Source organism: Pseudoalteromonas sp. 68 DY56-GL68 (assembly GCF_041414825.1).
Taxonomy (GTDB): domain Bacteria; phylum Pseudomonadota; class Gammaproteobacteria; order Enterobacterales; family Alteromonadaceae; genus Pseudoalteromonas.
Genome location: NZ_JAOCZL010000022.1, coordinates 397,967 through 421,363, shown reverse-complemented (window position 1 = coordinate 421,363; position 23,397 = coordinate 397,967). Strand labels below are relative to the sequence as shown.

Below are 23,397 nucleotides of genomic sequence, written 5' to 3'. Positions count from 1 at the left end.
GAATGCAATCAGGGTTTGAGGTTAAGTCATACACTTGTTAAGGTGAGCAAGTTACCCCAAAGTGAGGATAGATAGTGACACTTTTACTTGTTTACATGGTCGTCGCCATTACGATTTCGTTTTTGTGCTCTGTGATGGAGGCGGTGTTATTAAGCATTACGCCCAGCTATGTTGCATTAATACGTAAACAACAGCCTCATTTAGCTAAACGTGTCTCTAAACTTAAAGATAATATAGATCAGCCGCTTGCCGCTATCTTAACTCTCAATACCATTGCGCATACCGCAGGTGCTGCGGGAGTTGGGGCTCAAGCAGCCGTGGTTTTTTCTGATGCCGCCGTGGGCGTTGCATCAGCTATTATGACATTATTAGTGTTGGTGCTGTCTGAGATCATCCCTAAAACATTAGGCGCTAATTATTGGCGCGCTCTCACGCCTATTGTCAGCCTTGGCTTAGTTGGCTTGGTGTTTATGTTAAAACCCTTTGTGTGGTTTGCAGATATTCTTACTCGTTTCTTGGGTCGCAATTACGATGAAGCCTATTATATTCGTCAAGAAATTGAGGCTATGGCGGATATTGGAACTGAATCGGGAGCGCTTGGTCAGGATGAATCTGAAATAATAAGAAGCTTATTACACTTTCGCCACGCTAAGCTCGATACGATAATGACACCACGTACTGTATTGTTCAAAGTACATAAAGACTTAACCGTTAATCAGTACTTGTCTGAATATGGCTCTTCGTCATTTTCTCGTGTACTGGTGTATGATCAAAATGGCGATGACATTATTGGTTTTGTGCATAAGAACGATATTATGCTTGCTTACCACCGATTAGGTGAAGACTATAAAATCAGTAAGTTAGTAAAACCTATCTATACTGTGCCGGAAACATTACACGTGCCAACCTTGCTTGAAACACTGTTGACTGAACGCACTCATATTTGCCTAGTCGTGGATGAGTACGGGGATGTGCAGGGAATTGTCACGCTTGAAGATCTCATTGAAGCGTTGATGGGCCTCGAAATAGTTGATGAACATGATCAGTCAGCCAATATGCAGCATGTCGCCAAGCAGCGTTGGCGACAGCGCCTAGAAAGTAGCAATACGATTGTCAGTGATGATAAGCGTCAGCCTTAACGCCTATAGCCAGCTGCTGTTTTAACCATTTGCCGCCATGATAAAGACCAATTTAAAAAGTCGTCTTTGGATTTTGGTCGGCATAGTAAAAAACCTTGCATAAGAATGAACTCTTTATACCTATCAAGGTAATCAAGCTCTTCAACGCGCTCGATGCCCTCTGCAACAATCGATAAGTCCTCTTGTATAGCAATATTTACTAAACTACTGACGATAACTTGTGAAAATTGGTCGGTTTCAATATTGCTGATCAAGGTTCTATCTATTTTTATTTCAGTAAAGGGCAGCGTTTTTAGTTGCTGCACATTGGTAAAACCTGTACCAAAATCATCAAGGGATATGCCAAAGCCCCTCATGCGTAAGCGATTAAGCGTTTCTAGCTGTGCCGCACTTCGTAAAGCATATTGTTCTGTTATTTCTAATATCACTTCACTGGGAGTGAGTTTATTAAGGTGTAGGATCAGGGCTAACTTATCAGGGCAGCTTAAGTCTTCTAACTGGGAAGGGGATAAATTAAATGCCAGTTTTAAGTTAGGGTCAAAATGCTCTTTTATCTCATTAAAGTCATTGGTTGCTTTTTCGAATAACTGAAAAGTGATGAGGTTAATGAGGTCTAAGTCTTCAGCAATGCAGATAAATCGATCAGGCAAGACGACTTCATCTTCTTTACTGGTGTTTATACGTGCCAATACCTCAATGCTTTCTACCCGATTATCATGGCGATTGATTTTGGGCTGATAGTAAGGAAGCACTTCATTGTGACTTATCGCATGCAAAAGCAGCGACTCTGAAATAGGTGATTTTGTTCGTTCAATGTGAACAGAAAAATGCTCAAGCTTTTGCAGCAATAAATAAACCTGATTCAATTGTACAGGTTTTGAAATGTTGCCAATCAGGTGGGCGTTATGCTTACGTGCCAAATCTGCCGCTAAATCAATGACTTTCGGATCCATTTCAGAAATAATGGCTATCGCACCATTGTATTTCATTTCACCTAAGTGTCGAATAAGCTCCATACCATCCATATCTGGCATATTTAAATCTGTAAATACGGCATCAAAGTAATGGGGTGCTTTTTTGATTTTCTCCAACGCATCAGCTGCACTTAAGCAGGTTGTGATATTTGTTATCTCGAGCTCATTCAATATGGCTTGCATAACAATTAAAATTGCTTTGGAGTCATCTACTACAAGTATGTGTCGGTTTGATTTCACCTTATTCACTCCATGAATAAATTAATCTTCTTTAAAAGTAGTAGGAAAAAAGTAGTTCGTCATGTTTTATGCTGGTCAGTGATGAAAAAAAACGCTACTTTAGAAATATTGTCAGTAATCTGGAATTATGCTTTTTCTAAATGTAATAGCTTAATACAATAATAGCGTTTAAAATCATTATGATAACGATACAGCTAAGCCTAGCAGATGAAATTTTTACCGTGCACCTTAATGGTTCGCAATTAGTAGGACTTTTTCATCACCAACAAGCTATTGCCTTTGAGTCGCCCAAGCAGTATTTGTATGAGTTTGACTTTCGAGGTGAGCGAGTCGGCTTAGATACGTGTAATGTTGATAACCGCTGCTTAGCTATTTACATAAATCAGCAATTTGCTCACCGATTAGTGATACCCACAATGACACCGACCAAACCCAAAAGAAGCGTTATTGGCCTTGTCGCTTTAGCGTTTAAATTATTTAAAAGTGCAAAAGTTGTTAAAGCAGCACTTGCTGGAGCATCCGTAGCGGGTTATGCATGGCTATTCTCGATAGAGTTTGCGTTAATGCTAATAGGGTGCTTGGTTGTACATGAATATGGACATGTCAGAGCGATGAAGTATTTTGGTATAAAAACCAAAGGTATTTACTTAATTCCATTTGTCGGCGGGCTTGCTGTTTCAGACGATAAAATTACGACTCGTTGGCAAGATGTTGTTATCTCACTGATGGGGCCAGCATTTGGTTTGATCACATCAGTGCTTGGTGTGGTGCTTTATTACGCAACTGAGATGGAGATATTCGCGGGTGTAGCAGTATTAAGTGCATTGCTCAATCTCTTCAATTTATTACCAATTCTCCCTCTAGATGGAGGGCATGTGCTAAAAAGTATTAGTTTCTCAATGCGCTCGTGGATTGGCCTAACAATGTGTTTAGTGGGTGTGTTATTAGGGCTTTGGCTTAGCTACACTTTCGGACTGATGTTGTTAGTGTTTTTCTTGTTTATTGGTGCACTGGAAATACTTTTTGAGTGGCGTGAACGACATAATTCACATCTTGTACCATTAGATACTTATGGGCAAACCTTCTCGACTGTGATGTATGCGCTGGTGGTTGCAGGCCACGTAGCCGTAATGATGCACTTTGCTGATTCACAAAGCGCAATCTTAAGTCTGCCAATGAAAATCCTATCAAGTTAGTTTATTGTTTTCGCGCTGAGTTAATATGAAATAGTGCTATAAAGTTAACCTGAATGTTCCCAGCCATTTATCCGAATTTACTAACATGAACCCTCTATATTCCGTACTTATTTTAGGAGTTATCCTATTTACATAAAGTAGGGTTGAAACTTAAGTTAAATATGTGCGCTTTGCAATTGCATGAGTACCACTTACAGGCCACGGTTATGAAAGCTGTTTGAGCCAAAAAAGGGCTATTTGAGGCTGATATTATGTTAGAACAAGGCACATTGATTGGAGTGCTCGTTTAAAGTTTAAATCATAAAACAACTTATGAGGCCTTGTTATATTTAGGTACTTTATCACTCTATTTGTTTTGGAGGTATGAAATGAAGCATCTCTACCGCGTATTATTTTTACTAATATCTACGGGAGTGATTACTTTTATTGGCATTGAATTTAAGCTAAATAAGAGCATACCGGAAACGCTATCATTAGTTTGCATAATCTTTTTAAGTTTCTCTATCGGTTTCTACGTAGGTAGATATGAAAAAAGGGCCTAATAAAAAAAAGCTACTTTAATGGATGCTGGTATGGTGAATGATATAGCGTAAACGTAAAACTGGACTGCTCTCTCAAAAACTTAAACATATTACTTTTTATGGACTTCTTAGGAAAGGTCAGAATACGCGAATCCGACTTTGTAAAATATACAGATAAAAATTTTGAGAGCAGTAAGTAAGCTTTTGGTATATAAGCCGAATAAGTACGTAACGGTTAAAAAACAACCTTGCTTCGAGCGCTTAAAACCAATCTCAGAACTATTCCCTAAGCTCTGCTATGCGTCCATTGCGATATTTTTTATTGGTTTAGTAAAACGGATTTTATATATTTTCGCCGCCTTATTTTAAGGGTAAAAACTCAGCATTAGCGCAATAAACACACCGGTGATCACCAGTTGCACTAAACAAAAGCCCATAATATCTTTTGCTTTTAGTCCTGCTATCGCAAGTACAGGTAGGGCCCAAAAAGGCTGAATGAGGTTTGTCCATGCATCACCCCAAGCAACGGCCATAGCAACACGGGGTATGTCTGCACCAAGTGTTTGTGCCGCAGGTATGGCGATAGGTGCTTGAACAGCCCATTGGCCTCCACCCGATGGCACAAATATATTCACAAAGCCAGCGCTTAAAAAACTCCAAAATGGCAGTGTTTCGGCTGTGGCTATTGCGATGAATCCTTCGGAAATTTGCTGGGCAAGGCCCGTGTTAACCATGATAGCCATAATGCCTGCGTAAAATGGAAACTGCACTACGATTCCAGCACCGCTTGGGATTGCTTGCTGTAAGCTTGTAAGTAAGTTATGAGGTGTTTGGTGCAATAAAATAGCACTGAATAAGAAAATGGCGATAACACTATTTAAATTTAAGCCACCGTTACTCAGTACAAAGTAATAAACTAGATAGCCAAGGCCGATGAGTCCCATTCCTATACCCAGTATACGGCTATGCTCAATCACTTCAGCAGGGCGGCTAGGGCTTACCGACTGAGTCGGTTCATCATCTAGCTTTGCAGGGTCAATATATATACTGTCTTTGTTGCTTGGCAGCATGTAGCGGTTTACAAGTGGCATAACAATAAATAAGCCAATGACAATTGCGATATTAAACCCTGAAAAAATAGTACTGTCTGTACCTATTACGCCGATACTTTGCTCTGAAAAGTGCCCGTCAGTTGCGATAGTCAGTGGTACTGAGCCTGCTAAGCCACCATGCCAGACAATAAAGCCTGAATAAGCACTGGCAACGAGTAACCGGTAATCAACGCGGACTTGTTTGGCAATCGCTTTTGCAAACAAAGCACCTGTTACTAAACCAAAGCCCCAGTTGAGCCAGCTTGCTAATAATGAAACGAACGTAACCAGTATAATTGCCTTGGCAGGTGTGCTAGCTAAGGCCGCAAGCTTGGTTAATAGATGTCGCATTACAGGCGTACTTGCCAGCATATAACCGGTTAGTAGTACTAACAGCATTTGCATGGCAAATTGTAATAAATTCCAAAAGCCGCTTCCCCAAGCCGTTAAAATTTGTACCGGTGTCGATGGTGTGAAAATACCCGCAACGATAAAGCTTAAAAAAGTTAATAAAATTACAAAAATAAATGGATCTGGCAGGTAACGCTCAACCAGTTTTGTGAATGGCTTTGCAACATGATTTAGCATAATTTTTATTGTTGTCAGTAAATTGATTGTGCTAATTAATCATGAAAGCAACTAATTGGCAAATTGACACGTCGCGGTGGGGTTTAAACTGAGCCTCTTAAAAAGTGCCCATTAGCATTTTTTGTGTTATTTAAAAGGCAATTATTTAAAAGACTATTTTTGCTGCTCAAGTACAGCTCTTAAACGAGATTGTACTTCCTCGACAAGCAAAATAGGTTGGAACTTAGACAAGAACGCATTACACCCTACCTTTTCAACCATTGCTTGGTTAAAACTACCACTCAAAGAGGTATTCAAAACAATATGTAAGTTTTTCAGACGGCTGTCTTGGCGAATTTCGTGGGTGAGCCTATAACCATCCATTGCCGGCATTTCAGCATCGGTGATCACCATCAGTAATTCTTTTTCAACATCCTTGCCCTCGTCTGCCCAGCCTTTTAGCATCTCTAATGCTTCAAGACCATTACGAGCAGGAATTATTTCTATACCTAATTGAGTGAGTGTATCACTTACTTGTTTGCGCGCAGTCGGGGAGTCATCGGCATGTAAAATTTTACGACCTGTGAACTCGTTGACTATATTTTGATCTAAAATGTCATCGCTGATTTGCACTTCGTATTCGATAATTTCAGCTAAGACTTTTTCAACATCGATAATTTCAACTAGGTGCTCTTGATTATCACGCTTAATTTTTGTCAGTGCAGTTAGGTAATGGTTTTTACCAATAGCGGTAGGTGGCGGCATTATGTCAGACCAGGTCATGTTGATAATCTGATCGACTTTGCCAATTAAAAAGCCCTGTACAGTGCGATTATACTCAGTAATTACTAAGTTAGTATCTTCAATGTGTTTCGCCTCTGGCATGTTAATCGCTTTACGCAAATCGATCACGGGAATAGATTCACCACGGATATCGACAACACCAGATACTTTCGGATGTGAATTAGGTATTTTGCTTAAGTGAGGAAGTTTAACAACCTCTTTTACTTTGAATACATTGAGCGCAAATAAGTGGCGGCTGTGTAGATAAAACAGCAAGAGCTCTAAACGATTTTCACCAACTAATTGTGTACGTTGATCGACTGAAGCTAGAACACCAGACATATTGCACCCTTAATACTTAATACAGAGAAAGTATAGTCTACTATTATTTTTCATCGACATGCATTAGGAATTTTCCACCAGTTGCTAAAACCTATGCATTACAGTACCGTATCGGTTAATTTCTTCTAAGATACATTGCAAGGATTATGCATCATATTTTTAACCGCTTAGTGGTACTTATACGCAGTCATATTGATCAGGTTAGCTGGCAGGCTGTGGTAATAACAACACTTTTCCATATGTTGCTTATTTGGTGGTTACTCGTGCTTGCAGGGGAGCAGGATCTCACGCCAATTAGCACCTACTTTTACTATTATGTTGTCACGACTTCTACAGTCGGTTATGGCGACTTCAGTGCCAGTACAGAGCTAGGACGCTGGATCGTTGCACTTCTACAAATTCCTTTTGGTTTGGCATTATTTGGTGTTCTGTTAGGAAAAACAGGGCAAACAGTTACTTACTTGATTAGGCGCGCTATGACGGGTGATAAAAGCTTCTCACATATTAACAATCATATAATTATCTTCGGTTGGCATGATACGCGGACAAAAAAGATGATTGACTATATTTTGGCAGATAATAAGCGTCTTGATCGACGCATATTGTTAGCAGTGACCGAGCAAATGGAACATCCATTTCTAGACAATTCACATGTTGATTTTGCTCGCTTAAGTAGTTTTACCGATATTGATGAGTTAAAACGTGTGGCTATAGAGCGGGCAGATAAAATCATTATTGATGGTCAAGACGATGACCAAACATTCACAACGGCATTACGCATCAGTAAATTGGTCAATGAGCAGTGTCATATTAGTGCTCATTTTGATGATGAAACTAAAATTGAGATGCTACTTGAGCATTGTAATAATGTTGAATGCAGTAGTTCTAAGTCTGCAGAAATTCTTGTACGTTCGATGCAAGACCCAGGTTCAAGCCGTGTGCAAGAAGAATTATTATCTACGCTACACGGTGACACGCAATTTAGCTTGCCAATACCGAAAGGTGTAAAAGCCATGACGTTTGGTAATTTATTCCATCACTTTAAACAAAGTCATGATGCGATTTTGCTTGGTGTGGCGCATAACTTGAGTGCTCAGAATATGGATTTAAATCCACCTCTTGATTATACCGTCAGTGAGGGGGATATTTTGCACTACATCGCTGTTGAACGTGTACTTAGTAATGAAGTTGATTGGTCTTCATTGGTGAGCGAATGAATGAAGTTGCGTTTTTAATCATTGTATTGAGTGCGTATATTTTGCCTGTAGTGATTGTTTTAAACAGCAAACGGACTCAGGGCCATGAAAAAAATGCATGGTTAATAGGGATTATCTTTTTTTCGTGGTTAGCACTCATCATGTACTTAACCATCGTGCCCAAGCATGGGCACGTTAAAAAAAATAAAAAGGTGAAAAGTAAACACTAAGTTATTTTAACTGTTTTAGTTTGTGTTCAATAACTGGATCGTCAGGAGCCAGTTGTTGCGCCACTTCAAGCAATTTTACGGCATCTTTAGGATGTTGCTCTTGGTGTTTTAGAGCAACATCTAACAAAGGTTGCACATCAACGTTTTCTTGCTCTTCTTTTATATGCTCCGCTTTTTCATCAATTAAAATGTTATGGGCTGTACTCAATAGTGCCAAGCGGTGTGCAGAACTTGCATTCGCTTTGTTTAGACGGCGGTAGTAGTCTTCTTTAAAGCGCAATGTACGTGTTTGCTGGCGGAACTGCGCAATATCGACTTGCTGGTGGCGCATAAAGTCAACGGCGACATTTTTATAAAATCCAAACTTACTTAGGTAAGTGGCATGCACACTGTGTCCCATCCCGAATACCCTTAAATGATTAAGCTGTGGGTAGCGCTTAGCGTGGGCACGGTCGATGCGATTCGTTGGGTCGTAAATAATGTAGCCTTTAGCGTGGCCTAAATCTAAGTCATGGTAATCGCTGTTCCAATCAAATTTTTGTGCGATATCTGTGCTGGAGCGATCATCCCATGGCGCTTTATCTTTGTTTTTGGTGCTGACAGGGTGAAATAATAAAACTTTATCAAGCTTTAATAAGTTGGCAAAGGCGCCTACAGCAAACCCACCTCGGCTCAAACCATAACCTAACCGTTCTTTAAACCCACTAATGAGAGGCGCTAACTGTTCAATGAAAAACAACAGATTACGGTGCCTAAACCAGTTGCTAATGCCTAAATGTTGAAAGGCGATAATATTTACATCTTGCTTTTTCGCGAGCTTATAAGCCCAAGGTGAAAAATCATCAGTAATATCATGTTCTTGATAATTTGTTCCAGCAGGAGAGAAGGTAATTAACAGGGGCTTGTTGGCATCAATGATATGATATTTTACATAAACATCGCCGAGCAAATCACCGCCAGTCATAGGCACAAGGCTTTGTTGCTCATCGCGGGGGAGGCTGCTCCATTCCTCTAACCAATACAGTAATTTCATACATCCCCCTTAATACCTCTAAAATAAAGGGGCGAAATTATAGCAAAAATAGCAGCTCATTAAAAATGGCCACTACTTTATATGCTTAGCGCTCGCTCATTGCTATGATCTGTTGCCAGTCATGTTCGGTGACAGGCATTACTGACAGTCGTCCACCTTTTTTAAGGGCGATTTCGGTAATTGAGTCATTGGCTTTAATCGCTTGCAGGCTAACTAGCTTTTTAAGGTGTGCTTGATATTGCACATCGACCACAAACCAGCGCGGGTTATCAGCGGTTGCTTTGGTATCGTAGTAATCGCTATTTAAATCGAACTGTGTTGGGTCGGCATAGGCTTCGCGAGTCACCGTAGCGATACCTGCAACACCCACCTGTTTGCAACTTGAATGATAAATCATCACCAAGTCACCTTGCTTGATATCATCGCGAAGAAAGTTGCGGGCTTGATAATTGCGCACCCCATCCCACATAGAGGTTTGCTCAGGTGCGTTTTTTAGATCATCAATTGAAAATGCATCGGGTTCGGTTTTAAAAAGCCAATAAGCCATAATAAGGTGCTCTTACAAAGATTTACTTCCAATTAGTCTATAGTATCATTAAACGCTTGTCGGGATTGAGGATAAATAAATGAGCCAAGTATTAGATGATTTGCTATCATTAATGGCGCTAGAAGAAATTGAACAAGGCTTGTATCGTGGCCAAAGCCAAGATTTAGGGTTTAGAGCCGTTTTTGGCGGCCAAGTAATGGGCCAAGCTTTATCGGCAGCCAAAGAAACGTTACCCGAGGGGCGTATTGTTCACTCTTTGCATTCTTACTTTTTACGCCCAGGCGATGCTGCTAAACCGATTGTTTATGATGTAGAAAATATTCGTGATGGTAAAAGTTTTAGTACTCGTCGAGTTAAAGCCATTCAATACGGTAAACCTATTTTTTATATGACGGCGTCCTTCCAAGGTGATGAAGAAGGGTTATCGCATCAAGCGCAAATGCCAAGTGTGCCACAGCCTGAAGAGCTAAAGTCGTCTCTTGAATTTTATCAAGCGAATGCCGAGCTTATTCCTGAACCTATACGCAATAAGTTCATTCGCGAAGTGCCGATTGAAATGCGCCCTGTGACTTTTCATAATCCATTTAAGCCACAAGTTATGGAGCCAGTGAAACATATTTGGTTTAAAGCCAATGGCGAGATGCCTGACGACCAGCGCATTCATAATTATTTACTTGCGTATGCATCGGATTTTGAATTTTTACCAACAGCCTTACAGCCCCACGGTGTATCGTTTATGCAGCCGAATATGCAGGTTGCGACGATTGACCATGCGATGTGGTTCCACCGCCCGTTTAGACTTGATGATTGGATTTTATATTCGATTGATAGCCCAAGTGCGAGCTCTGGGCGTGGTTTGGTGCGAGGCCAATTCTTTGACCGCCAAGGCAACTTGGTTGCCTCAACGATCCAAGAAGGGGTCATGCGTCAGCGTTAACCTTTTGAGTGCTTAGCTTGGCTTTGCACTATGTCGTCAATTGACTGCCAGACGCGTGCTGGCAGCAATGCCTTAAGGTATATATACACTTCACAGAGCTCACTGCTACCCGTTAAGCCTTGTTCTGTTTCAGTTATCAGCTTCTGCTCACGTAAACTTGTAATAAAACCAATGAGTACTTTCTTATCAAAGAATTCAGGGGTTTTAATGCCATGTAACGTCCCTAAACGCTCTGCCAATACTTGGCTTTCATGCTCAAGTTCAGCACGTTCAATGCCATGACTGGTTTGAATAAAACCAATAACGATTGCATAACGTTGTAAGGTTAAACTCAGTGCACGGCCTAGTATTTCTAGTTTTGCCAAGCAATCACTGCTGTTAGTGATTTTTATATTATCACCGTCAATTTCAATTAGGTCTTGATCAACAAAGCTGGCAAGAACACGAGTAATGTAGTTTTCATCTAACTCATGTAAGAACCACTCTTTGGCAAATAGTGGATAAAAGCGTGCAATCAAGGCGTGGCAATCTGCCATCGTCGTTTTATGCGCTTTAAATAAATGCAGTGCAAGCAAGCTTGGCACAGCAAATAAGTGCAATACGTTATTACGGTAATAGTTGAATAACGTTTTCTCTTTGTCGTTGATAGCAATGATTTCACCAAACTCATCGCTGATAACATCAAATTTATTAAGCTTAAGCGCATGCTCTAATAGCTGCTCAGCCGTTTCGTCAGGTGTTGTTACTTTGTCGCTATAACTCGCGCTGCGTTGTAAATGTAGATAAAACTCAAGCTGAGCAATCAATTTAGGCTTGCTTAACGCATGTTTATCATTAACCAATAAAATCATGGCCAGTAGATTCACCGCATTGAGTGCCGCGGCGCTATTAATATTAACCATGACTTTATCAGCAAGGTTGGCGACCTGTGGCCCAAGCCACTGTGGTTTTTGTACATCGGTTGGGTGAATAGATTCACGCCAATCAGGTTGCTGCTCATTCAGATATTGGTTTATCGAAATAGGATCGCCAAAGTTTAAGTAACCACGTCCATAGTTTTTCAGGTTTTTAATCGCTTTAAAGATACCTAATATCGACTCACCTTTTTTATCGTTACCGGCAAGTTCTTTTAAGTAGGTATTAATTTCCATTACGTGCTCATAACCTATGTATACAGGTACAATCGAAATAGGGCGATCAATACCGCGTAGCATGGCTTGCAACGTCATAGCGAGCATACCTGTTTTTGGCGGTAACAAACGACCAGTACGGCTACGGCCACCTTCAGTATAAAACTTTACTGAATAACCTTTGATAAACAGCTGACTCAGGTATTCTTTGAATACTGATGAATACAGTTTATTGCCCGCGAATGAGCGGCGAATAAAGAACGCACCGCTACGGCGGAATACACCACCTGCTGGGAAGAAGTTTAAGTTAATACCTGCAGCGATATGCGGCGGTACCAAACCTAAATGGTAAATAGAGTAGGTCAGTAATAAGTAGTCCATATGAGAGCGGTGACACGGCATATAAATAATCTCGTGGCCTTTATCAGTCAGCTCATTGACTTGTTCAGAAAACTTAATATCAATACCGTTGTAAAGCTTATTCCATAACCAAGTTAAAACGCGATCAGCAACACGAATGGTTGCATCACTGTAATTTGCCGCTATTTCATCAAGAAGTTTCAGCGCATTTTGGCGTGCTTGTTGTTGGCTGATATTTTTTTCTTTTGCTTCAATTTGAATCGCTTTTTTAATTGTTGGTGAAGCAAGTAGCGAATTGAATAACTGCTCTCGCGATGGCATTTTAGGGCCTGTCGCGGCCAGTTTTTGACGTTTAAAGTGAACGCGAGCAACACGCAGTAGTTTGTGTGGTAGCTCATCTACGTCTGCTTTTTCGTTCACTAGCAGTGATAAGTCCAAAGGCTGACTAAAACGAATAAAATTATCGCGCCCAGAGAATAGCAACACAAAGAACTTGCGGAACCAACTTGGTGTGAGTGAGTGAGATACTAACGTCCCTAAGCCAGGTTTTTCTTTACCTGGGTTACGACCCCATAAAATAGTAACAGGGATCACTTGTACGTTTTTCTCACCTGATTGCATCAGGTGGTCAATAATTTGTTTGCCTTGCTGCAGGGCATTGCTTGGTTTGCTTTTGTTACCAAATAGCGGTGGTGGGTTTTGAATACCGATAAAGCGATCAAGTTCCGCATTACCTAATAACTGCTCTTCGGTCGGGTTAGGTAAGCCGTATTTTTTACACACGCGTGCGAGTGCTGCCAAATCTGAGCGTGCATTAAGCTTAACTATATAGAAAGTCGGGTTAGCTGGGTTTAGGTTATATTGTTCAATCGGGTTGTCGGGCAGCACCTTGCTTCTTACAAACAAGCGGTTCATACCTGCTGACATAAAATTCAAACAACGATTAATGATACGCATCAACTCACCAAAGTAAATAAAGTAGTAATAGAGGCAAAAATAAGCGCAATAGAATAGCAATTATTAACTGGACTGACCATTTAAAAGCGATGCTTGCGCGCCTCAGACTGCACAAGTATAAAGTAAAGACGGCAATGTTATTGATAAAGTTCGAAAATTAAACAAATTTTAATTGGCTTGTGGATTTTTTCAAAATTGTTGTTGCATTTATCACCAATATCACTATAATACGCAGGCTTTCAAAATTCCCTCGGGAACTTGGAAGGAAAGATTAAGCTTGGATTTCAAGCTAATAAAACAGGAACTCCGATTTGGAGTTCAACGTAGATATAAGAAAGCAGCCGACATCTTAGTTAGTAAGATTGTTTCGGTCGTTTTTTTATGCTCTTTTTAAATGCTCTTTATATTGAGGTTTAAGAATGTCAAATCAACGCATTCGTATTCGCCTAAAAGCTTTTGACCACCGTTTGATTGACCAATCAACGGCGGAAATCGTGGAAACTGCGAAACGCACTGGCGCACAAGTACGTGGTCCAATCCCACTACCTACACGCTTTGAACGTTTTACTGTACTAACTTCACCGCACGTTAACAAAGACGCGCGTGATCAGTACGAAATCCGCACCCATAAACGTCTGATCGACATCGTAGAACCAACTGACAAGACTGTTGACGCTCTTATGCGTTTAGATCTTGCTGCTGGTGTTGATGTTCAAATCAGCCTGGGTTAATCGGAAGATTAGAGAGGTTTTAGGAAAATGGCATTAGGTCTAGTCGGTCGTAAAGTGGGTATGACACGTATCTTCACTGAAGATGGTGTATCTATCCCTGTGACAGTTATCGAAGCGACTCCTAACCGTATTGCTCAGATCAAATCTGAAGCAACTGACGGTTATAACGCGCTTCAAGTAACCGCAGGCACTAAAAAAGCAAGCCGTGTAAACAAAGCAGCAGCGGGTCACTTCGCTAAAGCTGGTGTTGAAGCGGGTCGCGGTCTGTGGGAATTCCGCCTAAATGGTGGTGAAGGCGATTTTGAAGTAGGCGCTGAGCTTACTGTTGAATTATTCAACGAAATCAACAAAGTTGACGTAACCGGTACTTCTAAAGGTAAAGGTTTCCAAGGTGGTGTTAAGCGCTGGAACTTCAGCATGCAAGACGCGACTCACGGTAACTCTCTATCTCACCGTGCTCCTGGTTCAATCGGTCAAAACCAATCACCTGGTAAGGTGTTTAAAGGTAAGAAAATGGCCGGTCACATGGGTGCTGAGCGTGTAACGACTCAAAACTTAGAACTAGTTCGCGTTGACGCTGAGCGTAACTTGCTTTTAGTTAAAGGTGCAGTACCTGGCGCTATCGGCGGTGACGTTATCGTTAAACCAGCTGTTAAAGCATAAGTCCTGGAGATTTAGTGATGGAATTAGCAATTAAAGACGCTTCTGGCGCTCTTGAAGTTTCTGAAGCTACTTTTGGACGTGAGTTTAACGAAGCATTAGTACACCAAGTAGTTGTTGCTTACGCAGCAGGTGCTCGTCAAGGTACTCGTGCTCAGAAGACACGTTCTGAAGTAAGCGGTGGTGGTAAAAAACCATGGTCTCAAAAAGGTACTGGCCGTGCACGTGCTGGTACAATTCGTAGCCCAATTTGGCGTTCAGGTGGCGTTAGCTTCGCAGCTAAACCACAAGATCACAGCCAAAAAGTAAACCGTAAAATGTACCGCGGTGCGATCAAAAGCATCTTATCTGAATTAGTTCGTCAAGAGCGTTTAATCGTTGTTGAACAGTTTGGTCTTGAAGCACCAAAAACTAAAGAACTAGTTGCTAAGCTTAAAGAACTTGAGCTTAAAGATGTTCTAATCGTGACTGAAGAAGTAGATGAGAATCTTTTCTTATCGGCACGTAACCTATACAAGGTTGACACGCGTGATGTAGCTGGTATCGATCCTGTAAGCCTAATCGCTTTCGATAAGGTACTTATTACAGCTGCTGCTGTTAAGCAACTTGAGGAGGCGCTAGCATGATCCGTGAAGAACGTCTTTTAAAAGTGATCCTTGCTCCACACATCTCTGAAAAAAGCACTATCGCTGCTGAAGAGAACAACACGATTGTTTTCAAAGTAGCTTCTGATGCAACTAAGGCTGAAATCAAAGCTGCAGCAGAAAAGCTTTTTGAAGTAGAAGTAACTGGTGTTCGCACACTAAACGTTAAGGGTAAAACAAAACGTACTGGCATGCGTTTCGGTCGTCGTTCAGACTGGAAGAAAGCTTACGTTACTCTTAAAGAAGGTAGCGAGCTAGACTTTGTCGGCGGCGCCGAGTAATAAGGGGAGTTAGAATTATGGCACTTCAAAAGTGTAAACCAACTTCTGCGGGTCGTCGTCACCTGGTTAAAGTGGTTAACCCAGATCTACATAAGGGTAAACCTTACGCACCACTACTAGAGAAAAACTCTAAGTCTGGTGGTCGTAATAACAAAGGTCGTATCACGGTTCGTCACATCGGTGGTGGTCACAAGCATCATTACCGTGTAATCGACTTTAAACGCACTAAAGATGGCATTCCAGCTGTTGTTGAGCGTCTAGAGTATGATCCAAACCGTAGCGCAAACATCGCTCTTGTATTATATGCAGACGGTGAGCGTCGTTACATTATTGCACCTAAAGGCTTAAAAGCTGGTGATTCAATCCAGTCTGGTGTTGATGCACCAATCAAAGCTGGTAACACATTACCAATGCGTAACATGCCTGTAGGTTCGACTGTTCACAACGTAGAATTAAAACCAGGTAAAGGCGCGCAAATCGCACGTTCTGCTGGTGCATACGTTCAAATCCTTGCACGTGAAGGTCAATACGTGACTCTACGTCTTCGTTCTGGCGAAGTTCGTAAAGTTCCAGCTGACTGTCGCGCAACACTTGGTGAAGTAGGTAATGCTGAGCATATGCTTCGTTCACTAGGTAAAGCTGGTGCAAATCGCTGGCGTGGTATCCGTCCGACAGTTCGTGGTGTTGCCATGAACCCGGTAGATCACCCGCACGGTGGTGGTGAAGGTCGTACATCTGGTGGTCGTCATCCTGTGTCTCCATGGGGTAAACCGACTAAAGGTGCTAAGACACGTAAGAACAAGCGTACTGATAAGTTTATCGTACGTCGTCGTACTAAATAATAGTTGAGGAATAGCCATGCCACGTTCTCTCAAGAAAGGTCCTTTTATTGACCTACACTTGCTGAAGAAGGTAGAGAAAGCGTTGGAAAGCGGTGACAAGAAGCCAATTAAAACTTGGAGCCGTCGTTCAATGATCATACCTAACATGATCGGATTGACCATCGCTGTCCATAATGGTCGTCAGCACGTTCCTGTGTTTATCACAGACGAAATGATCGGTCACAAACTGGGCGAATTTGCACCAACTCGTACTTACCGCGGTCATGCTGCGGATAAGAAAGCGAAGAAACGTTAAGAGGGGAATGATAAATGCAAGCATTAGCTAAACATAAATTCGCCTCTGGTTCGGCGCAAAAAGCTCGTCTAGTTGCAGATCAGATCCGCGGACTTCCGGTTGATCGCGCTCTAGAAATCCTGGCGTACAGCCCTAAAAAAGCGGCTGTATTAGTTAAGAAAGTACTTGAGTCTGCTATTGCTAACGCAGAGCATAACGAAGGTGCTGACATTGATGAGCTACGTGTAGCTACGATCTTTGTGGACGATGGTCCTACAATGAAGCGTATTATGCCACGTGCTAAAGGACGCGCAGATCGCATCCTTAAGCGTACAAGCCACATCACTGTTGTGGTTTCAGATAGCTAGGAGTATAAGTAATGGGACAAAAAGTTCATCCTACTGGTATTCGCCTAGGTATCTCTAAACCTTGGGTTTCTACCTGGTACGCGAATTCAAAAGATTTCTCTGATCAGCTTTTTGGCGATCACAAAGTACGTAAATTCCTTACTAAGGAATTAAAAGCGGCTTCTGTGTCTAAAATCGTTATTGAGCGTCCAGCTAAATCTATCCGTGTAACAATTCACACAGCTCGTCCTGGTGTTGTTATCGGTAAAAAAGGCGAAGACGTTGAAAAACTACGTCAAGCAGTAACTAAGATTGCAGGTGTTCCGGCTCAGATCAATATTTCTGAAGTTCGTAAGCCTGAACTTGATGCACAACTAGTAGCTGACGGTATTGCGTCACAGCTAGAGCGTCGTGTTATGTTCCGTCGCGCTATGAAGCGTTCGGTACAAAACGCAATGCGTATTGGTGCAAAGGGTATCAAAGTTGAAGTTAGCGGTCGTCTTGGCGGTGCTGAGATCGCACGTTCAGAATGGTATCGTGAAGGTCGTGTACCTCTACATACTTTACGTGCTGATATCGACTACGCAACTTCTGAAGCCTTAACCACTTATGGTATCATTGGTGTTAAAGTTTGGATCTTCAAAGGCGAAGTTATTGGTGGTTTACCACTAGTACAAGAGCAAGAGAAGCCAGCTAAACGCGCGCCAAAGAAAGCCAAAAAAAGTGCTAAGTAGAGGTAGCGAGTAATGTTACAGCCAAAACGTACAAAATTCCGTAAAATGCACAAAGGCCGCAACCGCGGTTTAGCGCAAAACGGTAACAAAGTAAGCTTCGGTACTTTCGGTTTGAAAGCTACTGGTCGTGGCCGTATGACTGCTCGTCAAATCGAAGCAGCTCGTCGTGCTATGACACGTCACGTAAAGCGTCAAGGTAAAATCTGGATCCGTGTATTCCCAGATAAGCCAATTACGAACAAACCATTAGAAGTTCGTATGGGTAAAGGTAAAGGTTCTGTTGAATATTGGGTTGCTGAAATTCAACCTGGTAAAGTACTTTACGAAATGGAAGGTGTTTCTGAAGAGCTTGCTCGTGAAGCATTTAACCTTGCAGCGCGTAAATTACCATTCACAACAACTTTCGTAACTCGGACGGTGATGTAATGAAAGCTAGCGAACTAAAAGACAAAAGCGTAGAAGAGCTAAACGCTGAACTTCTAGGACTTCTTCGTGAGCAGTTCAACCTGCGCATGCAAGCAAGCACTGGTCAGTTAGCTCAGACACACACGCTAAGAACAGTACGTCGCGATATCGCGCGTGTAAAAACAATTATTAACCAGAAGGCAGGTCAATAATGAGCGATAAAATCCGTACTCTTCAAGGCCGTGTAATCAGCGACAAGATGGATAAGTCTTTCACTGTTGCTATCGCACGTTACGTGAAGCACCCAGTATATGGGAAATTCATCAAACGTACGACTAAACTACACGTACATGACGAAAACAACACAGCTCAAACTGGTGACGTAGTTACTATCTCTGAGTGTGCTCCTATTTCTAAGACTAAGTCTTGGACTTTAGTAGACGTTGTTGAGCGTCCAAAGAAAGCTTAATTTTTAATTAAGTTCACTTTTAAAAGCCCCAGCACTTGCTGGGGCTTTTTGTTTTTAAACTTTAAAAACCATGTCAGTCAGTGTTTACTGTAATTCATCTTTGTATGAAAAAGCTTGCGTGATTTGATTTACAGCAATTCGCAATAGCGATCAAAAAATAGACCACTCAATTAAATAGAAAATAACGATTTAAGTAATAAAGTTAACCGTGTCGTTTTAAGAAAGAGATATTTAATCATTTTTTTATAAGCTGGCTCAAAATTTATTATTGTCAAAAATAAGTGATGAAATACTTTTTCAGAATCAACCTTAAATAATAGGTTTATTTTTGAGCTATATTGTTACTTTGTTGTTTTGTTTTTAGTTTTATATGTGTTTTTTATCCAGATTTATGCTTTTGTAAATTTATTGTTTATATGTAATATTATAATTAATAATGTGAGGTGTGGAAATTCTTTTTATCTCAAGCTGCTGATTATATTGATTATTTATTTGATTTACATATATTTACATATGTATCAATAGTTTTATTTAATTGTTCCTTTTTAAATTTATAATGAGCTTTGCGTTTATGTACCTTTATTGGTTATTGATATAGGTGTATTGATGTAAAACGCAAATAAAAAATAAAATAATCATTTGGAAGGGAAAATGAGCAAGTTAAACACATTATCATTTAATATAAAGGCTGCCTTGTGTATAACAGGGCTTGGTTTATCACATGTTGCCACTGCTGCAGATGAAGGTAATGAGCAAGTTGAGCGTATTCAAGTTACGGGTTCAAAAATAAAGCGTATTGGTGATTTGTCTCCAACTCCTGTTACTGTTATTACGGGCGATGCGATGGTTAATGCGGGTATTACTAATGCCGCTGAACTATTAAGCGAGATGCCATCGGCTACAGTTGGTTTATCACCTGAGACAACAAACGATAACGTTTTTGCTAATGGCCTCAGTAATACAGACTTACGAGGTTTAGGTGCAGAACGTACGCTCGTACTTGTTAATGGACGCCGCTTTATTGCGGGTGCTCCTGGCAGTAGCGCCGTCGACTTAAATAATATTCCAACCGCAATGATTGAGCGTATGGAAATCTCAACAGGCGGCGCTTCTGCTGTATATGGTTCAGATGCGGTCGCTGGTGTGGTCAATATTATTACTAAGAAATCATTCCAAGGCTTTGAATTTGATGCATCAACATCGCAGCCTCAACAAGACGGCGGTGAGGAGTCTTATGTATCATTCACTTTTGGTAACGAAGGTGAAAAAGCAAGCTTTGTAACGAATATCTCTTATTCGGATTCAAAACAATTACGTGGCGATCAACGAGACTTTATTCGTAACGGTGTTATTTCTTTAGACCACCCTGATAACTTAAATGATGAAGATGGCATTCCTCGTCGAATCATTTATGATCAAACAGGTAACACAACGCTTGGCTTTTATAGTCCAACAGGTGATTTCTTCACATCTGATGGTCATTATATCTTTGCTGATGACGGTTCAATTCGTCCATTTGCAAGTGGCGAATATTTACCAGCAAGTTCAACGCCAGGTAGCCGTAATACGCAATATTATGTTGGCAATGAAGGCGATGGTTACCATTTCTTAAATCACAAATATGTACGTACACCACTTGAGCGTTTAAATTTATCATCGAATGTGAACTATGAGTTTAGTGATGCTCACTCAATGGCATTTGAGCTTACGTATTCAAATACGCATGCCTATGGTGAAAGCTCGCCTGCATTCCATACTTTAAGTGGTATGCGTACAGATAATGCATTCTTTAGTGATGAGACAAAACAGTTTTTCTCTGATCGTGATATGGACACATATACGGCGTATATTACTACAGACGCACTAGGTAACCGCGTATACGATCAAAAGCGTCAGCTTATTCAAGGTGTTTTAAGCTTTGAAGGTGAAATAACTGATAACTGGTTTTACTCAGCTTATGTGCAACGTGGCTCAGTACAAGCGGATACAACTTGGCACGGTGAAATGCTTGTCGACAATTTTAATAAGTCATTAGATGCCGTTGAAATTGATGGCGATATTGTCTGCGCCGATCGTTCTGGAGATGAAGTAACTGCTCGTGAAGGTTGTGTGCCTCTTAATATTTGGGGAACAGGCCTTGCCTCGCAAGAAGCGCTTGATTATGTAAAGACAGATGCAACTCGCCGTGCAACAGTTGATCAAACAACTTATGGTGTAACGTTTAGCGGTGATTTATTTGAGCTAGAAGCGGGACCAATTGCTACAGCATTTACAATTGAGCATCGTAAAGAAGCATCATCAACATTGCCTGATCCCGCTATGCGTAAAGGATTGATTTTTAACAACCAATCTGAGGCATTATCAGGTTCATTTGATGTCAGTGAGGCCGCAGCAGAGTTCTCTATTCCGCTTGTTGTAGATGCATCATTTGCCGATGAAATTTTCCTTGAAGCGGCATATCGTTACATGGATTATTCATCAACAGGCACTGATGACGCATGGAAGTTAAGTTTTAACTATGTACTTAATGATGATATTCGTTTCCGTATTAATAAGTCTAAATCAGTTCGTGCACCGAACATAAATGAGCTTTATCAAGCCCGTTCAGAGACTTTTAACAGCTTTGATGACCCATGTGAACAAGGCCAAATTGATAATGCAGGTGAGTATAAAGAAAACATCATCAATAACTGTCGTTCGCAAGGCATTCCTGAAGGTTGGGTTCCAAGTGAAGACTGGAAGCGTACTAACCACTCTGGTTTCAATTTAGGTAATATTAATCTTGAAAATGAAAGTGCGCACGATTTAACTGTTGGTGTTATATACACACCTTCATTTGTTGATGGTTTAAGTATTACTCTTGATTATTGGGAGTTCGATCTTGAAGATATGATCCGTACACCTAAAGCAAAAACAGTGATTGAAAGCTGTTATGAGTTTGAGAGTACAGATAATCCATATTGCCCACTTATTTATCGTAATAAAGATACCTTTGAAATTGATTCGTATGACCTGAAACCTATTAACTCTGCAAGTAACAGTATTGCGGGTACGGATATGGAAGTAACGTATTCATTTGATACAACATTTGGCTCATTCAGAATGAATATGCTTGCCACTTACATGTCTAAAAACGATGAAAACTTAACAGGTAAGGAAGCTGATAAACGTAATGCTGCAGGCGAGTATACAGATCCACGCTGGAAGGCACGTTTCACAACGAACTATACCTATGAAAACTTACAGGTAAATTTAATCGGTGCCTATCGTCACAGTACTGTTTGGTCAAACGACTGGGTAGCTGAAGATAATAACTATAACGATATCTCATCTTATACGAAGTGGGATTTAACAGCGCGTTATAATATTACTGATGGCCTACAAGTGCGTGGTGGTATGTTAAATGTATTTGACCGCACTCCACCAAGACACCCAAGTCTTTATGATGACGGTGAATACTTTGATTTGAACGGTCGCACCTTCACACTAGGTGTTAACTATAAGTTTTAATCCTTAAGTGTTTAGACAGCCCCAGCACATGCTGGGGCTTTTTGATTGCGTTAACTCACATACTCAAAAAGGTACTGTTTTTTGTATCTGTTAAAGCTTTGGGCACTGAACTATTTCGTTTTTTTAACACTCTTAAAATAAAAAATGAGGAGTTTAGGTGTTAAAGGGAAGCTACAAAGCATGGATGATTTCAATTGCGCTGCATGCTGTAATCTTGTTTCTATTTGCGCAGCATATGCGGTCTGTATCTGTATCTGTATCTCCTGTCTCTGATTCTGTGAATGTAATACACGCGTACGTTAGTGTTGATCTGACGGCTTTACCTAGTATAAAAAAAAGTGAAAAAATAACCTCAAAAGAAAAGCAGAATGACTCAAGGCTGAAACCGCAAACAAAAGAGGCTGAACCCAGTCATTTAGGACAGTCAGCTGATACAAAAGCGGCTAATCATTCCTTGATGAAGCCCAAAGCAGTTCAAGCTGTAGCCGCTAAACCCAGTAAAGGGGTAGAAACTCTAGCTGCTAAGCCTAAAACGAATAATGAAGAAACAGCTGAAAAATCATTTAAAAAGCTGAATCCTTATGCGCCAATCCCAGAGCTTAAGTTTGAAAATGGCTTTTCTAATGCTTCAGCATTTGGTCAGGTTAATGCTGCAAATAATAATTTGCCTGTAGGCAGGGTTACAGTGCCTACACAATTAACGGTCTCTGATAAAGCAACAATACTTTGGCAAAATGGCAATGGCAGCAAGCGAACAGAAATGCTCAATGGGCTATGTTACGATATCGATTTCAATTCGGTGTTTGGTAAATCTGGAGTACCAAGCGGATCGCCCAGACCCTGTGAAGACAAAGATGCTAAGTTATTTAAAGAAATTATGAATAAGTGGCGTAAAAAATAACAAAACACTTTACCTCAACTTAACTTGAGCTTTTAAAGTGGCGTTTTTAAAAGGACGCTATTATGAACTCATTAGAAAACTACTTATTAAGTTTGCAACTTAATAACTATAACACTTCAATTTCACAAATCGTCGAAATACAGATTCGTACTTGGCAGTCGCTGCAATCGAGATCGCTTTATGCTCGGGAGTTGTTAGAAACATTAAAGGTCACGCATTATTCACTACAACAGCAACACCATGAGTTATTAAAGCACGTGCTGCCGCTACTTGGTTATCAGACCAAGCAGCAACACGACAACACGCTGTTGATAGAGCATAAACGACTCACTCATTGGTTAAATTTATCTTGAATT

Annotated in this window: 25 protein-coding genes; 19 read left to right on the top strand and 6 right to left on the bottom strand. The window is 40.8% G+C overall.

Features of this window, described 5'->3' with window-relative positions; translation table 11 throughout:
- Positions 1 to 74: 74 nt before the first annotated feature.
- Entirely contained in the window at positions 75 to 1,139 is a 1,065-nt protein-coding gene (locus NYF15_RS19115; RefSeq protein ID WP_130151459.1) for a hemolysin family protein, read from the top strand.
- Here NYF15_RS19115 and NYF15_RS19110 read toward each other — a convergent pair.
- Positions 1,136 to 2,362, bottom strand: coding sequence for an EAL domain-containing protein (locus NYF15_RS19110; protein WP_130151460.1), 1,227 nt, complete (start codon positions 2,360 to 2,362; stop codon positions 1,136 to 1,138). The genes NYF15_RS19115 and NYF15_RS19110 overlap by 4 nt on opposite strands.
- 173 nt (positions 2,363 to 2,535) lie before the next feature.
- On the opposite strand from NYF15_RS19110, the gene NYF15_RS19105 reads away from it, so the two are divergent.
- Complete coding sequence (locus NYF15_RS19105; RefSeq protein ID WP_371354398.1) at positions 2,536 to 3,549, top strand: metalloprotease; 1,014 nt, start codon at positions 2,536 to 2,538, stop codon at positions 3,547 to 3,549.
- A gap of 886 nt (positions 3,550 to 4,435) precedes the next feature.
- On the opposite strand, the gene NYF15_RS19100 is transcribed toward NYF15_RS19105, so the two are convergent.
- Both NYF15_RS19100 and NYF15_RS19095 read right to left on the bottom strand, forming a co-directional pair.
- Positions 4,436 to 5,749, bottom strand: a complete 1,314-nt coding sequence (locus tag NYF15_RS19100; protein WP_371354389.1) for a short-chain fatty acid transporter — start codon at positions 5,747 to 5,749, stop codon at positions 4,436 to 4,438.
- A gap of 153 nt (positions 5,750 to 5,902) precedes the next feature.
- Positions 5,903 to 6,853, bottom strand: coding sequence for a chemotaxis protein CheV (locus NYF15_RS19095; protein WP_237114693.1), 951 nt, complete (start codon positions 6,851 to 6,853; stop codon positions 5,903 to 5,905).
- Between the two features lie 146 nt (positions 6,854 to 6,999).
- Between NYF15_RS19095 and NYF15_RS19090 the strand changes: the two genes are divergently transcribed.
- A complete protein-coding gene (locus tag NYF15_RS19090; RefSeq protein ID WP_371354388.1) occupies positions 7,000 to 8,070 on the top strand; it encodes a potassium channel family protein in 1,071 nt (356 codons plus the stop codon).
- A complete protein-coding gene (locus NYF15_RS19085; protein ID WP_130151465.1) occupies positions 8,067 to 8,279 on the top strand; it encodes a PLDc N-terminal domain-containing protein in 213 nt (70 codons plus the stop codon). The genes NYF15_RS19090 and NYF15_RS19085 overlap by 4 nt, the downstream gene beginning before the upstream one ends.
- A gap of 1 nt (position 8,280) precedes the next feature.
- Here NYF15_RS19085 and NYF15_RS19080 read toward each other — a convergent pair whose 3' ends face one another.
- Entirely contained in the window at positions 8,281 to 9,312 is a 1,032-nt protein-coding gene (locus tag NYF15_RS19080; RefSeq protein WP_371354387.1) for a cytosolic protein, read from the bottom strand.
- Between the two features lie 85 nt (positions 9,313 to 9,397).
- Positions 9,398 to 9,859, bottom strand: a complete 462-nt coding sequence (locus tag NYF15_RS19075) for an EVE domain-containing protein (protein WP_371354386.1) — start codon at positions 9,857 to 9,859, stop codon at positions 9,398 to 9,400.
- 79 nt (positions 9,860 to 9,938) lie between these two features.
- Between NYF15_RS19075 and tesB the strand changes: the two genes are divergently transcribed.
- Positions 9,939 to 10,796 (top strand): acyl-CoA thioesterase II, encoded by an 858-nt coding sequence (tesB, locus tag NYF15_RS19070; protein ID WP_130151468.1) that lies wholly within the window; start codon positions 9,939 to 9,941, stop codon positions 10,794 to 10,796.
- On the opposite strand, the gene plsB is transcribed toward tesB, so the two are convergent.
- Positions 10,793 to 13,243, bottom strand: a complete 2,451-nt coding sequence (plsB, locus tag NYF15_RS19065) for a glycerol-3-phosphate 1-O-acyltransferase PlsB (protein ID WP_130151469.1) — start codon at positions 13,241 to 13,243, stop codon at positions 10,793 to 10,795. The two genes, tesB and plsB, sit on opposite strands and share 4 nt — an antisense overlap.
- 419 nt (positions 13,244 to 13,662) lie before the next feature.
- Between plsB and rpsJ the strand changes: the two genes are divergently transcribed.
- From rpsJ to NYF15_RS18995, 14 genes are all read left to right on the top strand, one after another.
- Positions 13,663 to 13,974 (top strand): 30S ribosomal protein S10, encoded by a 312-nt coding sequence (gene rpsJ / locus NYF15_RS19060; protein WP_002957900.1) that lies wholly within the window; start codon positions 13,663 to 13,665, stop codon positions 13,972 to 13,974.
- A 27-nt stretch (positions 13,975 to 14,001) separates the two neighbouring features.
- Positions 14,002 to 14,637: a 50S ribosomal protein L3 gene (rplC, locus tag NYF15_RS19055; RefSeq protein ID WP_036974218.1), complete on the top strand. Its 636-nt coding sequence runs from the start codon at positions 14,002 to 14,004 to the stop codon at positions 14,635 to 14,637.
- Positions 14,638 to 14,654: 17 nt separating this feature from the next.
- Complete coding sequence (gene rplD, locus NYF15_RS19050) at positions 14,655 to 15,260, top strand: 50S ribosomal protein L4 (protein ID WP_062568199.1); 606 nt, start codon at positions 14,655 to 14,657, stop codon at positions 15,258 to 15,260.
- Entirely contained in the window at positions 15,257 to 15,559 is a 303-nt protein-coding gene (rplW, locus tag NYF15_RS19045; RefSeq protein WP_054552368.1) for a 50S ribosomal protein L23, read from the top strand. Before rplD ends, rplW begins: the two co-directional genes overlap by 4 nt.
- A gap of 17 nt (positions 15,560 to 15,576) precedes the next feature.
- A complete protein-coding gene (gene rplB, locus NYF15_RS19040) occupies positions 15,577 to 16,401 on the top strand; it encodes a 50S ribosomal protein L2 (RefSeq protein WP_036974212.1) in 825 nt (274 codons plus the stop codon).
- A 16-nt stretch (positions 16,402 to 16,417) separates the two neighbouring features.
- Positions 16,418 to 16,696, top strand: a complete 279-nt coding sequence (gene rpsS / locus NYF15_RS19035) for a 30S ribosomal protein S19 (protein ID WP_010376377.1) — start codon at positions 16,418 to 16,420, stop codon at positions 16,694 to 16,696.
- A 14-nt stretch (positions 16,697 to 16,710) separates the two neighbouring features.
- Entirely contained in the window at positions 16,711 to 17,043 is a 333-nt protein-coding gene (rplV, locus tag NYF15_RS19030; RefSeq protein ID WP_055016519.1) for a 50S ribosomal protein L22, read from the top strand.
- Between the two features lie 11 nt (positions 17,044 to 17,054).
- Entirely contained in the window at positions 17,055 to 17,756 is a 702-nt protein-coding gene (gene rpsC / locus NYF15_RS19025; RefSeq protein ID WP_062568200.1) for a 30S ribosomal protein S3, read from the top strand.
- Positions 17,757 to 17,768: 12 nt separating this feature from the next.
- On the top strand, positions 17,769 to 18,182 hold the full coding sequence (rplP, locus tag NYF15_RS19020; protein WP_036974208.1) for a 50S ribosomal protein L16: 414 nt from the start codon (positions 17,769 to 17,771) through the stop codon (positions 18,180 to 18,182).
- Complete coding sequence (gene rpmC, locus NYF15_RS19015; protein ID WP_004588692.1) at positions 18,182 to 18,373, top strand: 50S ribosomal protein L29; 192 nt, start codon at positions 18,182 to 18,184, stop codon at positions 18,371 to 18,373. Before rplP ends, rpmC begins: the two co-directional genes overlap by 1 nt.
- A complete protein-coding gene (rpsQ, locus tag NYF15_RS19010) occupies positions 18,373 to 18,630 on the top strand; it encodes a 30S ribosomal protein S17 (protein ID WP_054552372.1) in 258 nt (85 codons plus the stop codon). The genes rpmC and rpsQ overlap by 1 nt, the downstream gene beginning before the upstream one ends.
- A 651-nt stretch (positions 18,631 to 19,281) precedes the next feature.
- Positions 19,282 to 22,140 carry a TonB-dependent receptor domain-containing protein gene (locus NYF15_RS19005; protein ID WP_371354385.1) on the top strand — a complete coding sequence of 953 codons (2,859 nt, stop codon included), beginning with the start codon at positions 19,282 to 19,284 and terminating at the stop codon, positions 22,138 to 22,140.
- Positions 22,141 to 22,297: 157 nt separating this feature from the next.
- Positions 22,298 to 23,041 carry a hypothetical protein gene (locus tag NYF15_RS19000; RefSeq protein ID WP_371354384.1) on the top strand — a complete coding sequence of 248 codons (744 nt, stop codon included), beginning with the start codon at positions 22,298 to 22,300 and terminating at the stop codon, positions 23,039 to 23,041.
- 62 nt (positions 23,042 to 23,103) lie between these two features.
- The gene (locus NYF15_RS18995; RefSeq protein ID WP_371354383.1) at positions 23,104 to 23,394 is read left to right on the top strand and encodes a hypothetical protein; all 291 of its coding nucleotides are present in this window, start codon (positions 23,104 to 23,106) and stop codon (positions 23,392 to 23,394) included.
- Positions 23,395 to 23,397: the final 3 nt, after the last annotated feature.

Coding starts and splice junctions, on each gene's coding strand:
- NYF15_RS19100 (WP_371354389.1), bottom strand. CDS start 5,749: ATGCTAAATCATGTTGCAAAGCCATTCACAAAACTGGTTGAGCGTTAC.
- NYF15_RS19095 (WP_237114693.1), bottom strand. CDS start 6,853: ATGTCTGGTGTTCTAGCTTCAGTCGATCAACGTACACAATTAGTTGGT.
- NYF15_RS19090 (WP_371354388.1), top strand. CDS start 7,000: ATGCATCATATTTTTAACCGCTTAGTGGTACTTATACGCAGTCATATT.
- NYF15_RS19085 (WP_130151465.1), top strand. CDS start 8,067: ATGAATGAAGTTGCGTTTTTAATCATTGTATTGAGTGCGTATATTTTG.
- NYF15_RS19080 (WP_371354387.1), bottom strand. CDS start 9,312: ATGAAATTACTGTATTGGTTAGAGGAATGGAGCAGCCTCCCCCGCGAT.
- NYF15_RS19075 (WP_371354386.1), bottom strand. CDS start 9,859: ATGGCTTATTGGCTTTTTAAAACCGAACCCGATGCATTTTCAATTGAT.
- tesB (WP_130151468.1), top strand. CDS start 9,939: ATGAGCCAAGTATTAGATGATTTGCTATCATTAATGGCGCTAGAAGAA.
- plsB (WP_130151469.1), bottom strand. CDS start 13,243: ATGCGTATCATTAATCGTTGTTTGAATTTTATGTCAGCAGGTATGAAC.
- rpsJ (WP_002957900.1), top strand. CDS start 13,663: ATGTCAAATCAACGCATTCGTATTCGCCTAAAAGCTTTTGACCACCGT.
- rplC (WP_036974218.1), top strand. CDS start 14,002: ATGGCATTAGGTCTAGTCGGTCGTAAAGTGGGTATGACACGTATCTTC.
- rplD (WP_062568199.1), top strand. CDS start 14,655: ATGGAATTAGCAATTAAAGACGCTTCTGGCGCTCTTGAAGTTTCTGAA.
- rplW (WP_054552368.1), top strand. CDS start 15,257: ATGATCCGTGAAGAACGTCTTTTAAAAGTGATCCTTGCTCCACACATC.
- rplB (WP_036974212.1), top strand. CDS start 15,577: ATGGCACTTCAAAAGTGTAAACCAACTTCTGCGGGTCGTCGTCACCTG.
- rpsS (WP_010376377.1), top strand. CDS start 16,418: ATGCCACGTTCTCTCAAGAAAGGTCCTTTTATTGACCTACACTTGCTG.
- rplV (WP_055016519.1), top strand. CDS start 16,711: ATGCAAGCATTAGCTAAACATAAATTCGCCTCTGGTTCGGCGCAAAAA.
- rpsC (WP_062568200.1), top strand. CDS start 17,055: ATGGGACAAAAAGTTCATCCTACTGGTATTCGCCTAGGTATCTCTAAA.
- rplP (WP_036974208.1), top strand. CDS start 17,769: ATGTTACAGCCAAAACGTACAAAATTCCGTAAAATGCACAAAGGCCGC.
- rpmC (WP_004588692.1), top strand. CDS start 18,182: ATGAAAGCTAGCGAACTAAAAGACAAAAGCGTAGAAGAGCTAAACGCT.
- rpsQ (WP_054552372.1), top strand. CDS start 18,373: ATGAGCGATAAAATCCGTACTCTTCAAGGCCGTGTAATCAGCGACAAG.
- NYF15_RS19005 (WP_371354385.1), top strand. CDS start 19,282: ATGAGCAAGTTAAACACATTATCATTTAATATAAAGGCTGCCTTGTGT.
- NYF15_RS18995 (WP_371354383.1), top strand. CDS start 23,104: ATGAACTCATTAGAAAACTACTTATTAAGTTTGCAACTTAATAACTAT.